General features: G+C 68.2%; 11 protein-coding genes. 4 read left to right on the top strand and 7 right to left on the bottom strand.

Going from position 1 to position 14,782, the window contains the following annotated elements:
* Positions 1-54: 54 nt before the first annotated feature.
* From rsmG to OG710_RS13760, 4 genes are all read left to right on the top strand, one after another.
* Positions 55-771 (top strand): 16S rRNA (guanine(527)-N(7))-methyltransferase RsmG, encoded by a 717-nt coding sequence (gene rsmG, locus OG710_RS13775; RefSeq protein ID WP_330239602.1) that lies wholly within the window; start codon positions 55-57, stop codon positions 769-771.
* 251 nt (positions 772-1,022) lie between these two features.
* A complete protein-coding gene (locus tag OG710_RS13770) occupies positions 1,023-2,099 on the top strand; it encodes a ParA family protein (RefSeq protein WP_111329669.1) in 1,077 nt (358 codons plus the stop codon).
* Entirely contained in the window at positions 2,096-3,175 is a 1,080-nt protein-coding gene (locus OG710_RS13765; protein WP_330239601.1) for a ParB/RepB/Spo0J family partition protein, read from the top strand. The genes OG710_RS13770 and OG710_RS13765 overlap by 4 nt, the downstream gene beginning before the upstream one ends.
* A gap of 168 nt (positions 3,176-3,343) precedes the next feature.
* Positions 3,344-3,961 (top strand): GNAT family N-acetyltransferase, encoded by a 618-nt coding sequence (locus tag OG710_RS13760; protein ID WP_330239600.1) that lies wholly within the window; start codon positions 3,344-3,346, stop codon positions 3,959-3,961.
* A gap of 108 nt (positions 3,962-4,069) precedes the next feature.
* On the opposite strand, the gene trxA is transcribed toward OG710_RS13760, so the two are convergent.
* The 7 genes from trxA to OG710_RS13725 form a co-directional block, all read right to left on the bottom strand.
* Entirely contained in the window at positions 4,070-4,399 is a 330-nt protein-coding gene (trxA, locus tag OG710_RS13755) for a thioredoxin (protein ID WP_330239599.1), read from the bottom strand.
* Between the two features lie 53 nt (positions 4,400-4,452).
* The gene (gene trxB / locus OG710_RS13750; RefSeq protein WP_330239598.1) at positions 4,453-5,418 is read right to left on the bottom strand and encodes a thioredoxin-disulfide reductase; all 966 of its coding nucleotides are present in this window, start codon (positions 5,416-5,418) and stop codon (positions 4,453-4,455) included.
* A gap of 132 nt (positions 5,419-5,550) precedes the next feature.
* Positions 5,551-6,522 (bottom strand): anti-sigma factor family protein, encoded by a 972-nt coding sequence (locus OG710_RS13745; protein WP_330239597.1) that lies wholly within the window; start codon positions 6,520-6,522, stop codon positions 5,551-5,553.
* The gene (gene sigM, locus OG710_RS13740; RefSeq protein ID WP_330239596.1) at positions 6,519-7,223 is read right to left on the bottom strand and encodes an RNA polymerase sigma factor SigM; all 705 of its coding nucleotides are present in this window, start codon (positions 7,221-7,223) and stop codon (positions 6,519-6,521) included. Before sigM ends, OG710_RS13745 begins: the two co-directional genes overlap by 4 nt.
* Before the next feature lie 1,048 nt (positions 7,224-8,271).
* On the bottom strand, positions 8,272-10,011 hold the full coding sequence (locus OG710_RS13735; RefSeq protein ID WP_330239595.1) for a protein kinase family protein: 1,740 nt from the start codon (positions 10,009-10,011) through the stop codon (positions 8,272-8,274).
* Positions 10,012-10,139: 128 nt separating this feature from the next.
* Complete coding sequence (murJ, locus tag OG710_RS13730) at positions 10,140-12,287, bottom strand: murein biosynthesis integral membrane protein MurJ (protein WP_330239594.1); 2,148 nt, start codon at positions 12,285-12,287, stop codon at positions 10,140-10,142.
* Between the two features lie 49 nt (positions 12,288-12,336).
* Entirely contained in the window at positions 12,337-14,634 is a 2,298-nt protein-coding gene (locus OG710_RS13725; protein WP_330239593.1) for a DUF6049 family protein, read from the bottom strand.
* Positions 14,635-14,782: the final 148 nt, after the last annotated feature.

The raw sequence follows: 14,782 nt of genomic DNA, 5'->3' as shown, positions 1-14,782 counted from the left end.
CCTGATAGACAGCCACCCATGGTGCGGTAGTGCGGTATGGAAGGACGGTCCCCCGTGACGGAGGAAGTAGCGCTTCCCGAGGCGCCGGAAGAGGCCCGGACAGTATTCGGTGAGAGCTTTCCCGAAGCTGTCCGGTACGCGGAACTGCTGGCGGATGCGGGGGTCACACGCGGTCTGATCGGTCCGCGCGAGGTTCCGCGCCTGTGGGAGAGGCATCTGCTGAACTGCGCGGTGCTCTCCGAGGTCGTCCCCGAGGGGGTCACGGTCTGCGATGTCGGCTCGGGCGCGGGGCTCCCGGGCATCCCCCTGGCGCTGGTGCGCCGGGACCTGAAGATCACCCTGCTGGAACCGCTGCTGCGCCGGACGAACTTCCTCCAGGAGGTCGTCGAGCTGCTGGGCCTCGACCATGTGACGGTCGTACGCGGCCGGGCTGAGGAGGTCCTCGGTTCCCTGCAGCCCGTGCATGTGGTCACCGCCCGCGCGGTGGCGCCACTGGACCGGCTGGCCGGCTGGGGCGTGCCCCTGCTGCGGCCCTACGGCGAGATGCTCGCGCTCAAGGGCGACACCGCGGAGGAAGAGATCAATGGTGCCCGTGCCGCGCTCAGCAAGCTGGGTGTGGTGGAGACCGAGGTGCTGCATGTCGGCGAAGGCGTGGTTGATCCACTGTCCACGGTGGTCCGTGTGGTCGTCGGCGAGAGTCCGGGGGGTGTGAGGTTCGCCGCAAAGCGGGCCAAGGCCGCCCGGAGCAGCCGGACACGGCGCCGCCGCTGAGCCTGGTGCCGGCCTCGTGCCCCATAGGCGTGGAGCGTACGGGGCCCACGCGGAGTGTCGTGACTCCGTGGCCACGCTGCGGAGGCATCGTGTTTCACGTGAAACGTCGTTCGCTGCTGCATGGAATCATCGGTCGCGGTCATGAGGCAGCCGCCCCTCCCTATCGCAGGCCCGTTAGGGCTCCGGAGTTGTCCACAGACGTGGTTTCATCCACAGAAGAGCGGGCCTCGCTGGTTCACGACCCCGAAACCATGACAGGCTCTGCTCATTGCGAGCCTGAAGTCGAGGAGAGTGAATCCTTGCGGTCCGACGCCAACATCGCGGGGCCGATGACCGATCCGGTCCCCGGCCCCCGAACCGAATCGGCGGGAGACGGTGTTTCACGTGAAACACCGCCGCCGATGGACGACACCCCCATCGGTCGCGCGGCCCAGCTGGCGGTGGAAGCCCTCGGCCGTGCCGGTGAAGGGCTGCCGAGGCCCGAGCAGACGCGCGTCATGGTGGTGGCCAACCAGAAGGGCGGGGTGGGCAAGACCACCTCCACGGTCAACCTCGCCGCGTCACTGGCCTTGCACGGTGCACGTGTCCTGGTGGTGGACCTCGACCCGCAGGGCAATGCCTCCACGGCTCTGGGCATCGACCATCACGCCGAAGTTCCCTCAATCTATGACGTCCTGGTGGAGAGCAAGCCGCTCTCCGACGTGGTCCAGCCCGTCAAGGACGTCGAAGGCCTCTTCTGCGCCCCGGCCACCATCGATCTCGCCGGTGCGGAGATCGAGCTGGTGTCGCTGGTGGCGCGGGAGAGTCGACTCCAGCGCGCCATCCAGGCGTATGAGCAGCCGCTGGACTACATCCTGATCGACTGCCCGCCCTCTCTGGGCCTGCTGACGGTCAACGCACTGGTGGCCGGTGCGGAGGTACTGATCCCCATCCAGTGCGAGTACTACGCGCTGGAGGGGCTGGGTCAGCTCCTGCGTAACGTCGAGTTGGTACGGGGCCACTTGAACCCCGATCTTCATGTGTCGACGATTCTGCTCACCATGTACGACGGCCGTACCCGGCTGGCGTCGCAGGTGGCGGAGGAGGTGCGCAGTCACTTCGGCAAGGAGGTGCTGCGGACCAGCATCCCCCGGTCGGTCCGTATCTCCGAGGCGCCGAGCTACGGGCAGACCGTGCTCACCTACGACCCCGGTTCCAGCGGATCGCTGTCGTACCTCGAAGCCGCTCGGGAGATCGCGCTGCGCGGGGTCGGGGTGCATTACGAGGGCCAGCACGCCCACACGGGTGGTTCGATCAGTCAGCAGAGCAATTCGGAGGGGATCCAGTGAGTGAGCGTCGTCGAGGGTTGGGGCGAGGGCTCGGTGCCCTGATCCCTGCCGCTCCGCAGGAGAAGCAGTTGCCGTCCACCGGGGCCGGGTCCGGCTCGCCGGTTCTCACCACGGAACGCGGTGTGGCCGCTGCCAAGGTGACCACGCTGGGGGCCAATCCGGTGGTGCCGGAGCCGAGCGCGCCGGTCTCCGATGCACGGGTCGCGGGCGACGTGGCCGGTGCGTACTTCGCCGAGGTACCGCTCGACTCCATCACGCCGAATCCGCGTCAGCCGCGTGAGGTCTTCGACGAGGACGCGCTGGCGGAACTGGTCACCTCCATCAAGGAGGTGGGTCTGCTCCAGCCGGTCGTGGTGCGGAAGACCGGGGCCGACCGCTTCGAGCTCATCATGGGTGAGCGGCGATGGAGGGCCTGTCGGGAGGCCGGCCTGGAGCGTATCCCGGCCATCGTCCGTGCCACCGACGACGAGAAGCTTCTGCTGGATGCCCTCCTGGAGAACCTGCACCGGGCTCAGCTGAACCCGCTGGAGGAGGCGGCCGCGTACGACCAGCTCCTCAAGGACTTCAAGTGCACGCATGACCAGCTGGCCGACCGGATCGGAAGGTCCCGGCCCCAGGTGTCCAACACGCTGCGGCTGCTGCGGCTGTCGGCGCCGGTCCAGCGCAGGGTCGCCGCAGGAGTGCTGTCGGCGGGCCACGCGCGAGCCCTGCTCTCGGTGGACGACTCCGAGGAGCAGGACAAGCTGGCCCATCGCATCGTGGCCGAGGGTCTTTCGGTGCGTGCCGTTGAGGAGATCGTGACGCTCATGGGCTCCGGACCCACGAGCACCAAGAAGGCCAAGGGTCCTCGGGCGGGCGCCCGGGTCTCCCCGGCGCTCTCCGATCTGGCGTCCCGGCTCTCCGACCGCTTCGAGACCCGGGTGAAGGTCGACCTGGGGCAGAAGAAGGGCAAGATCGTCGTCGAGTTCGCCTCGATGGAGGACCTGGACCGCATCCTCGGCAGCCTCGCGCCGGGCGAGGGCCGGGTGCTGGACCGGGCTCAGTCCGAGGAGCCGGTCGAGGACGACGAGAGCTGATTTCCCCCTGGACGCTCATGCTGCGGGCGGGCTGTTTCCGGTTCACGGAATACAGCCCGCCCTTTGCTATCTCGCGGTGTCGGCTTGATTCAGGGGTAGTTACGATGCGTGTTGGCAGGTCATTTCCGTCCACGACGCGGTGGGCGAGAGAAGTGAGGAACAGCCTTCATGGGGCGTCGGCTCGTACCACTCACGCTGGACAACCTTCCCGACCTTCCCCGGCGCTGCCGCTCCTGTGTGTTCTGGGAGCTCGACCCGGTCAGCGGTGAGGCCGCCGTCAAGAACGGAACGGCCGACCGGGAGAAGGAGGCGTGGATCTCCGGAGTGCTTTTGGAGTGGGGCTCCTGCGGGCGTGTGGTGTACGTCGACGATGTACCGGCCGGCTTCGTGCTCTATGCCCCGCCTGCCTATGTCCCGCGAGCCACCGCCTTTCCGACGAGTCCGGTCTCCTCCGACGCCGTGCAGTTGATGACGGGGTTGATCATGCCGGGGTACCGGGGGCAGGGGTTGGGACGGGTCATGGTGCAGACCGTGGCCAAGGACCTGATCCGCCGGGGCTTCAAGGCGATCGAAGCCTTTGGGGACGCCCGCTGGAAGGAGCCGGCCTGTGTACTGCCGGCCGACCATCTGCTGGCGGTGGGGTTCAAGACCGTACGGCCGCACCCGGTCCACCCGCGGCTGCGGCTGGAACTGCGTACGACGCTCTCCTGGAAGGAAGACGTCGAGATGGCTTTGGACCGGCTCCTGGGAGCGGTGCAGAAGGAGCCTGCGCTGCGGCCGTTGTGAGCCGTTCCCCGAGGCATGCGGTGAGCAGGGGCGCCGGAGCATGAGAAACGGGCCCGTCCTTGGCGGACGGGCCCGTTTCACGTGAAACAAGCAGACGCGGGTTCTGCCTTACTCGGCGATGAAGCCCGAGAGCTCGCGAAGGATCGCGGCCTTCGGCTTGGCGCCCACGATGGTCTTGGCGACCTCGCCACCCTGGTAGACGTTCAGCGTCGGAATGGACATGACGCCGTACTTGGCGGCCGTGGCCGGGTTCTCGTCGATGTTGAGCTTCACGACCTCGATCTCGCCGTGCTCCGCCGCGATGGCCTCCAGCGACGGGGCGATCTGACGGCACGGGCCGCACCAGGCGGCCCAGAAGTCCACCAGAACCGGCTTGTCGCTCTTGAGGACATCCTGCTCGAAGGAGTCGTCGGTCACGTTCTTCAGGGCGCCGGCCACGGCGTCCTCCTTAACTTCGTGGGGTGTGGGTGGGGAGGTGAATGAGGCGCGGGTCAGACGGTGGCTGCGGAAGCGGCCTTCTCGTCGTCGGCGAGCGCAGCGAGGAAGCGCTCGGCGTCGAGGGCGGCGGAGCAGCCGGTGCCGGCTGCGGTGATCGCCTGGCGGTAGGTGTGGTCGACGACATCGCCGGCGCCGAAGACCCCGGTCACGTTGGTGCGCGTCGAGGGCGCGGCGACCTTGAGGTAGCCCTCGTCGTCCAGGTCGAGCTGACCCTTGAACAGTTCGGTGCGCGGGTCGTGGCCGACGGCGATGAACAGACCAGTCACGGCCAGCTCGGACGTCTCGCCGGTCTTGGTGTTGCGGAGGGTCACCCCGGCCAGCTTCTGCTCGCCGTTGACGCCGGCAACCTCGCTGTCCCAGGCGAACTTGATCTTCGGGTCGGCGAAGGCGCGTTCCTGCATGGTCTTGGAGGCGCGCAGCGTGTCACGGCGGTGGATGATGGTGACCGACTTGGCGAAGCGCGAAAGGAAGGTCGCCTCCTCCATCGCGGTGTCGCCACCGCCGACCACGGCGATGTCCTGGTCCTTGAAGAAGAAGCCGTCGCAGGTCGCGCACCAGGAGACGCCGCGTCCGGAGAGCGCGTCCTCGTTGGGAAGACCGAGCTTGCGGTGCTGCGAGCCCGTCGTCACGATGACTGCCTTGGCGCGGTGGACCGTTCCGGCGGTGTCGGTGACGGTCTTGATGTCACCGGTCAGGTCGACGGAGACCACGTCGTCGGGGACCAGCTCGGCACCGAAGCGCTCGGCCTGGGCGCGCATGTTGTCCATGAGCTCCGGGCCCATGATCCCGTCCTGGAAACCGGGGAAGTTCTCCACATCGGTGGTGTTCATGAGGGCGCCACCGGCGGTGACGGCTCCCTCGAAGACCAGCGGCTTCAGCGAGGCGCGCGCGGTGTAAAGGGCGGCTGTGTAGCCGGCCGGGCCAGAGCCAATGATGATCACATTACGCACGTCGCTCACGGGTTTCTTCCTCGTCTCTGCAGACTGCCTACTGTCCACGCCTACTGGGGCCGGTTCAACGACTCTCACCCCACCCAACGGATTTTATGGGGGATGCATTCCCCGATGTGTCGGGGCGCCTGCAGTGTGCTGTCAGGGACGTGTGTAGGGGTGTGTCAGCAGCAGCGCTCCCTTGGTGGGGGGCTCGGCGCCGACGCAGGCGGCATCCACCACATAGGCCTGGACGCTGGTCGGGTCCGTGGGGTGCGGCAGGACGACGAGGAAGGCGGCGACGCCTTCGTAGGTGCCCTTCTCGATGGCGAGGGCGGGGGTGTCCTGCCCGATGCCCTTCGTCACGCACTCCGGCACTGTCACAGAGGGCGCGCGGAACGGGGAGTCGGGCGCTGTGGAGTCGGAGGGGGCCGTCTGGAGGGAAGGCTCGCTCTGGGGAGAGGACTTGGACCCGACGGACGGGGCGTGCTCCTTGGAGCCCGAGTCCTGGGCGGTGGGCGGGGCGGCGTGCGGTTCCAGCAGAGCGTGCACCTGGTCCTGGAGAGAGGACTGGGTGAACGTTGTGGAACGGCTTTCGGCTGCGGTGTCCCGACTCAGTGCGGGGGCGTTGCTGCTGCTCTGAGCGGCAGGCATGTTCTGGAGCAGGAAGACACCCATGCCGGCCAGGGCGGCGGCCCCGAACGCGGTGGCGAGTACGGCGGTGCGGCGTCGGTGGCGTCCGGTACGGCGGCCCGGCCCGGTACCCGCACGGGCGTGCCCGGCGGGGCGGTCCGCCGATTCCGGCCGAGATGAGGGGGCCGGGGCTATGGGCTGGGGTTTGGTTTCACGTGAAACATCGGCGGCCGGGCCTGATTCCGTGAGCCGGGCCAAGGCCTCGGCGGCGAGGGCGGCGTCGAGGCGTTCGGCGATGTCCGCAGGCATGGGTTCCGGCGCGGGCAGGTCGCCGAGCAGCCCGCGGATCTCCTCCAGCGACGCGAGAACGTCTCCGCAGGGTTCGCAGACAGCGGTGTGGTCGCGCACCTCAGCGGCGCGGGGGTCGGGGAGCAGGCCCTCGGTCAGGTCGGAGATCTCCGAGACGTCTGGGTGCTGGGTCGTGTCGGCTGTTGATGTCATCGGTGTCCACCTCCGCCCTTCATCGCTGTGGGACCGCTGGTGTCGGTGTCTCGTGGCCCGGCTGCCGGTGGGACGGATGTTCTGCGAGTCCGGTTCCCTTGCGGCTCGGCTGCCCGTTCGCGGTCACCTCCGTCGCTGCGGAGGTGGGCCAGCAGAGGGGCCAGGCGGGCGCGGCCTCTGGCGCACCGGCTCTTCACGGTGCCCACGGGTACGTCGAGGATGTGGGCGGTCTCGGCCACCGGGTATCCCTGCATGTCCACGAGGACGAGGGCCGCGCGTTGTTCGGCGGGGAGTGTGGCCAGGGCCGCCAGGAGTTCGCGGTGGAGGTCGTGGCGCTCCGCCGGTGCCTCCGCCGACTCGTGGGGCTCCAGGAGCTGGTCCAGTCGTTCCGGGTCGTCGACCGGTGAGGTTTTCCGTGACGCGGCCTTTCGGACCCGGTCGAGGCAGGCGTTCACCGTGATGCGGTGCAGCCAGGTGGTGACGGCGGACTGGCCGCGGAAGGTGTGGGCGGCGCGAAAGGCGGACACCAGGGCGTCCTGGACCGCGTCGGCGGCTTCCTCCCGGTCGCCCAGCGTCCGCAGGGCCACGGCCCAGAGGCGGTCGCGGTGACGTCGCGCCAGCTCCCCGAAGGCTTCCGGATCACCGGCGACGTGCCGGGCCAATAGATCCTGGTCGGTCGTCCGACAAAGATCATCAGCCATTGGCTCCAAGCCCCCCCCTCGCCGTCATCGACCTTACACGTATTCAAACCAGTCCGTCCCCGAAAGTAAATGGCCGGTACTGCATACGCCCAATCGTTGACTCGGCTACCTCATCCATCCGGATCGAATAAAAATTTCCAGGAAGCGCCCTAAAGAGCTCGTAACGTGATCTTCGACCGTTGGGTTCAGTACCGTTTGTGACCGGCTCCCTACTTGTTTGCGGCACTCGGGCCACGAACAAGTAGGGATAATCCGTTTCGCCGGAGCCGCTAGGGGGTTCGAAGCTACCTATCGAATCACCCAGGGCCTCGGAGGATAGAGAGCTTCGACTTCTTGGTGTAGATCGACCGGATCTCCCCTTTTTCCGACAAAATGGGCAGGCTGCTAGTTCTCTGAGTCAGTAGTTCTTTTCAGATAACCGACGGTTGAGCAAGTCGTCGCCGGCCAGAAAGACGACTCAGCTGCGTCGGCCAAACTTCCTGCTGAAGTTGACCTCACTTGTGTGTGATGAGACCCCGACATGTGTTTGGCGCAGATGAGGATGGTGCGCACTGTGCTCTCTTATCACTGAGGTCGAACTCGTGGAGTCGTGGGGGCCAACGGCCTGCCGTCCCGGCGATATTACCGGGTCATGCGGGAAATATCGACTGCAATAAATGATGTGCAATGCAAGGGGGAGTCTCGCATTGCCGAAGTTCTGCTATCTGTTCTCCAAGATCAAGCTCGATCTTGTGAAGGTCTATGAGAATTCACTTGACGTGGTGAGAACTTCCGATCTGCGCGCTGACGAGTGAAGATCGCTGGTCTGCCTCGTGGTGAAGTTTGCCAGGGCCATGGCGGCGTGGGCGAGGGACGTCAGGAAACAGAGTGACCAGGTACGCCACGGGTGGCACCAGGGTGGACACGAGTCTTCTTGCTCCGACCGGTCGGCGGTATTACCGCAAGAGGAAGGCTCATGCCGCAGCCCTACTGCCACTCGATCGGACCCGATCGGAATTACCAAAGGGAACCCGCCGCGTCGAGAGGGTCACCTCGTCCGAGAATTCACCTAATGTGGCGAGGTGCCAAGGAATGAGACATCGGTTATTCCTTGTTTGTATCCGGCCTGACTGTATTGATCGCCATCGGCGTACGGTGCGGCAGTTATCCACAGAAGTACATAGCGTGATTCCACAGGGGTTTTTGCTTGTGGCTTCATCAGGGTGGTCGATGTCGTCGACTCGGCGATTTTTCTCAGCGAGGTGATGGGTTTCACCGGGGTCAACGAGTCCACTGCATAAAGCGAGATACTGGTGTGATCGCCTCCGTATCGGAGTGCGATGGAGGCACCCGAGACGTTCTGAGGCGAGCCGAGATCATAAATGATGCCGACTCCCTTCTTGAACGGGGCCAGTACAGGGCCGTCGTAGTAGGTCTTGGTGCGCCAGAACGACGTGCGGTCCTTGTCGTAGGTGCTTGTGACACCGTCGATGTTTTGTGGCGACCCGTCCGGATAGAACTCGCTGGCGGTGCGGATGGGCAGGATTTTCGGTGTTGCCTGCTTGGCATCCCCCTTTTCACCGTCCGGGTTGGTCTGGGTGGTGCCGGGGTCGTCGCTCGAGTTGTTGTTGCGGTCGATGAGCGTTTCGGCGAGCTGCCAGCTGCCCAGGCCCAGTGCGGCGATCAGCAGTGCGGAGACGGCCCACTTCAGGGCCCGCCCGGTGCGGCTCTGCAGTGGGGCCGGTGGCACGGGGACGACGGGCTGGGTCACCCCGGCGCCGGGCATGGCCGGCCGGCCGTACGTGCCCTGCTGGTAGGTGGTCCGCTGGTACTCGGGCGGGGCGGTGAAGACGGGCTCGGGCGGCCGGATGCGGGGCATCGCCGCCACGGCCTTGGCCAGCTCGTCCGGTGTGGTGCAGGGCTGTTCCTGGCGGGACGCGGTGGCTCCGTCGTTGGCGAGGGCCCGCATGGCGATCTCGGACAGGCCCCGGTGCACCCCCGCCCGGACCTGGTCGGGCGGGAGCAGACCGATGCCCTTGGGTAGTCCGGTGAGCCCGTACGCGTCGCTCTCGTACGGCCAGCGCTGGGTCAGCGCGGCGTACAGCAGGGCGCCGATGGCCTCCGTGTCGGCGCGCTGGGGGCCGTCGGAGGTGATGCCCCGCAGCGCGGCGTTCACCGCGAGGCCGCGGATGCGGTACTGGCCGGACGAACTGCGCAGCACGGCGCCGGGGGTCAGTCTGAGGTGGGCCAGGCCCTCCCGGTGTGCGGCGGCCATGGCCTGGGAGACCTGGCTGACGAGCTGGTAGGCGTCATGGGCGTCCATCGGGCCGGCGCCGAACAGGGCCGTCAGCTCGGTGGCGTCGGGGAGCCATTCGTGGACGACGTAGACGAGGTCGTCCTCCTCGACGGCGTCGAGGACCTGGACGAAGCGCGGGTCGCCCAGCAGGGCGGCGGACCGTGCGGCGGCCAGGACGGAGCGGGCCCTCGGGTGATCCGCGGTGAGGAGGTGGACGCCGACCGCGCGGCGGAGCTTCTCGTCCACGGCCCGCCAGCTGCTGAAGCCGTCCAGCCGGGTGACGCACTCCTCCAGCCGGTAGCGGCGGGCCAGTCTGTGTCCGCTGTGCAGGTCCGGGGCGGCCGGGTAAGTCTCGGAAGCGGTCTGCCCGCCGTCCTCCCCCTGGGAGTCCGTGTCCGCCGCGTCCTGCGCTTCTGCCGTCCCGTCGGTCGTGGCCTCGTCCGCCTTGGCGGTCAGCGGCTCGTCCCCGCTGTCTGCGGCCACGTCGACGGCAGCCGTGCTACGTTCCGCCACCGTCGTTCCTGCCTCCCCATCCGTTGCGCGATGCCAGCCAGCTCTGCACAGTCACGCCAATTGTGCCCACACTCCGGCGCTATGCACGACACGCGGAGACCGGCGATGGTTGTGCGGTGCGGCCGTTCTCAGCGGCCGAGCCGTCCCCTGACCATGCCGACCATGCCGTTGATCTCCTCGATGCGCATCCTCTTGGCGGCGACGAAGAACACTCCCAGGAGCAGGGCCCCGCCGCACACCAGAGCGACGAGCGAACCGAGCGCCCCGTTCCCCAGTACGTTCAGCAGCCCGAAGCCGGCCGCCCCGCCCACCACGGTGGCGGGCAGCGCGGCGAGGCACAGCCGGGCGTAGGTGCGGACGACGTGCGCGCCGTCCAGGTCGCCGCCCAGGCGGTTGCGCAGTCGGCGCCAGGCGATCCCGACGCCCACCGCGTACGCGAGGCCGTAGGAGGCCGCCATGCCGACCACGGCCCACCGGGCGGGCAGGACGACGTAGCAGAGGGCCGAGGCCGCCGCGTTGACCACAGCGACGATGACGGTGTTGTAGAAGGGTGTGCGGGTGTCCTCGTACGCGTAGAACCCGCGCAGCACCACGTACTGCACGGAGTACGGGATCAGGCCGAGGCCGAAGGCCATCAGGATGAAGCCCATGGAGCGGGCGGCCTCGGGGCCGGTGGAGGCGTAGAGCAGGGTGCACATCGGAACGCCCAGGGCGAGGAACGCGAAGGCGACCGGCACGATGGCCACGGCGGAGTTGCGCAGCCCCTGCGAGATGTCGTCGCGGACGGCGCCGGGGTCGTTGTCGTGGGCGGCGCGGGAGATGCGGGGCAGCAGGGCGGCCATGACCGAGACGGTGATGATCGCCTGCGGCATGCCCCAGATCAGCTGGGCGTTGGAGTAGGCGAGGAAGCCCGCTCCGTCCTTGCCCGAGGCGTGGCCGGCCGCAGTCGCGAGCTGGGTGACGACGAGCACACCGGCCTGGTTGGCGAAGACGAACAGGACCGTCCACTTGGCGAGTTTGACCGTCTTGCCGAGCCCGTGGCCCTTCCAGTCGAACCGGGGGCGGAAGCGGAACCCGGCCTCGCGGAGGTACGGGATCATGGCCAGCGCCTGGACGACCAGGCCGAGCAGGGTGCCGATGCCCAGGAGGCGCACGCCGTCCGGCGGGATCGTGTCCACACCCATCCGGGACTCGTGGGAGGTGCCGTAGACCCAGATGAACATGCCGAAGGTGAAGATCATGACGATGTTGTTCAGGACCGGGGTCCACATCATCGCGCCGAACTTGCCGCGGGCGTTGAGGATCTGGCCCATCACGACGTGCACACCCATGAAGAAGATGGTGGGCAGGCAGTAGCGGGCGAAGGTGACGGCGACGCTGTTGGCCGCCGGTTCGTCCGCAATAGTCGAGGACATCAGCCGGATGAGCCAGGGAGCCGCGAAGACCGCCACGGCGACGATCAGGCCGAGAGCGACCATCACCAGGGTCAGCAGCCGGTTGGCGTACGCCTCGCCGCCGTCCTTGTCCTCCTTCATGGAGCGGACGAGCTGCGGGACGAAGACGGAGTTGAGGCCGCCGCCCACGGTGAGGATGTAGATCATCGTGGGCAGCGTGTAGGGGATGGTGAAGCTGTCACCGAGCATCGCCGCGCCGAGTGCCGCGGTGATCACGAGGCTGCGGACGAAGCCGGTGAGGCGCGAGACGAGCGTGCCGGCCGCCATGACCGCACTGGACTTCAACAGGCCGGAGGCGCGGCCCCCGGACTTGGGCGGCGCGGGGGCGGGCTCGGGCTGTGCGGGTGCCGGGGAGGCGGCGGGGCCTTCCTGGTCCCGGAAGAGGTGGGCGAAGGCGTCGGGCTCGTCGTGGTCGGCGGAGGCCTGCGTGACGAGATCGTCCACGCCGACGAACTGGGTCGTCGCGGCGTTGTCGCCGTACGGGAGGTGGCGGGAGGGTCCGGCGGGCTCGGGCGGCGGGGTCTGCGCCCAGATCCGGGGGTCGGGGGCGTACTGGGCCGCCGGGGGCTGCTGGTAGAGCGGCTGCGGCTGCTGGTAGGTGCCCGGGGGCGGCGGCGGGTGCGCGGCACGGTCGTACAGCGCCTCGTTCACCGGGTCCTGGGCGGAGAGGTCCTGCGCCCGGTAGGGGTCGTAGTCGTACGCGGACTGCAGATACGGGTCCGGTGCGGGCTGCTGTTCCGGCCCAGGGGGCACCGGAGGACCGCCGGAGTAGCCGGCCCCGCCCGTACCCTGACCGCGGTCACCGTCGTACGGCGCGTTCATCGAAACCCCACCTCATCGTCCCCGGCCGACCGGCCACGACAGACATCGCTCAACGGTCCACTTTCTCACCCGTGCCGGACGGCTCCGTGCTTTCGGGACCGGTGTCCGGCGTCGGGTCACTCGGCTGCTCGGGTTCACCGCCGCCGTCGCCCGTCGCGCCGCCCGCGTTGGCGCGCTTGCGGTGTGCATACATCCTGATGCCCGCGAGGACCAGCAGCAGCAGTCCGCCGGCGATCACCAGGAGCACCGTCGGGGTGATCTCGGAGACCTTCACGGTGAAGGCCATTTCCTCACCGTAGGGGGTGCCGTCCTTCGTGTAGAGCTGTGCGGTCATCTGGACCTGGCCGTTGATGTTGGCCGCCGCGTCGAACTTGACCGACTGGCTGTGCCCGGCGCCGATCCGGATGGGCTGCTCCGCGATGCTCCCGCCGTCGTTCAGCTTGAGCCGGGTCGCGTTGTCCGACTTGAGCCGCAGCACCAGGTTCTCCACGTCCTGGAGCAGCCTGTTCTGCACGGTCACGGGGATCGTGGCGCTGCGCCCGGACAGGGTGATGTCGGACTTCGGTACGAGCTGCACCTCGCCGACGAGCCCCTGCAGATAGGTGCGCACCGAGTCCCGGTACTGCTGGGCCTTCAGCGGCTTGCCCCGCCATGTGGTGGACATGGACCGGTTGACGGCGTTGCCGAAGGGCGTCACGACCCGCTCGGGGTGGGTGAGGATGACCTGGAAGTTGTCGAGCGAGGACTGGATGGACTTGATGTCCTGGAACGCCTGGGGAAGCAGCTCCTGGTGGCGCAGCTTCTTCGGGTACCGGGAGGCAGGGGGCACCTTGGTGGTGGCCTCGGTGTCCGGTTCGGTGGTGGACGCGCGGGTCAGATCCTGGGCCTGAGTCCAGCGCTCGTCGTTCAGTACGTGGAGCGCACGGGCCATCGACTGCGCCTGGGCGATCGTCGGCATGCGCTGGGGCGCGACGACGACGGAGCGTTCCTTGTCCGTGTCCTGCTCGGCCAGGGCGAGGGTCAGGGCCAGGAACTTCTGTACGGCGAGCGTGGAGTTCCCCGCGTTGCCCATGTCGCCCTGGAAGACCGTGGAGAGCCGTGCGTCGGCGACCACCGCCGTGGTGCCGCCGCCGATGGGGCGGGCCGCGGAGGGCGTGTACGTGAGGTTCCCGGTCTCTTCGAGGCTGTCGCTGCGGGCGATCACGTGGTGGGCGCCGGCCGAGGTGGCGACGTCCACGATCGACGGGTCCACCGCGCCGTCCACCGGCCACGCGAAGTCGGTCGAGGGCTTCAGGTGGAGGATCGTCTCCACCGTCATCGCGGCGACCTCGCTGGCGTTCTGCAGATGGCTGAGGGTGCCCGAGACGTTCTTGCCCCGGTGGGCGATGGAGGCCAGGTCCGGGTCGCCGAAGGGCAGAGCCACGACCTTGCCCTCGGAGACGGCGGCCTCCAGCGAGGTGAGCCACTTCTTGGCGACCGCCTGGTTGGTCCCGGCGACGGTGGTGTCGCCCGACCTGACCCGGTACGGCTTGGTCATCGCGTCCACGCTCGCCAGCAGGTCGGGATCGATGACCCAGGTCACGGGCAGCTGCCTGCCCAGCGACACCATCTGCTCCAGGCGGCCGCCCGGTGCGATCTCGGCGGCGAGGTCGTCGTCGGCGAACACCGGGGTCTGCTGCTCGTCCGAGCCGGTCTCCGCCGTGAGGTGCGAGGAGGCGATCAGCGGCCAGAGGTAGCTGAGGCCGACCCTGGAGTCGCTCTCCCCGTCCTGCCACGGCAGAAAGGTCCGCTCGATGCCGAGCACCTGGTCGTACACGGTGTGCGAGGTGCGGCCGGTCAGAGAGACACCCAGCTGGTACACGCCGTCGTCCCCGAGCCCCAGCTTGCTGACGGGCACCGAGAGCGTGAAGTCCTGACTGATGCCCGAGCGCAGCTTGTCGATCTCGACCGTGTACTTGCCGCCGATCGGATACGGGTCCGAGCCGGGCAGGTATCCCGTGCGGCGGTCGGCCGTGTCGATGGCGGTCCGGCTGTAGAGCCGGGGGCCGACCCGAAGGTCCACCTGTGCGTCGGTGACCGTCTCCTTGCCCTTGTTGGTCAGGGTGCCGGAGATCCGCAGCGTGTCCCCTTTCTCAGGGGCACTGGGAGTCAGCTCGTCCAGCGCGATCGCGACCGTGCTGGAACCTGTCGGGGCCTTGCTCGCCGCCTCCGCGCGGGCCTGCGGCGCGGAGGCACCGGCCAGCAGGGCTGCGACGAGCGGAGCCCCGGCGAGCACGGCGGCTGTGCGCCGCAGCCACCGGCGGGCAGGAGAGGGATGCGTCCCCTGGATGTGTGCCGCCTCGGCCACGCGTACCCGTCCCTCGTCTTCGTCAGCTGCTGTCGAGCATCGTCCGTTGCTGCGTCCCCGCATGGTAACGAGGTGCGCGGGGGCTAAGTGCTGGGGTGTCTGCCGCATGATCGGGAGAGTCTCGCAGGGCGGGGGAAATGCGTGACGC

This window comes from Streptomyces sp. NBC_00525, from assembly GCF_036346595.1.
Classification (GTDB): Bacteria; Actinomycetota; Actinomycetes; order Streptomycetales; family Streptomycetaceae; genus Streptomyces.
The sequence above is the reverse complement of the archived record's forward strand: the minus strand, read 5'-3'. Positions and strand labels throughout refer to the sequence as shown.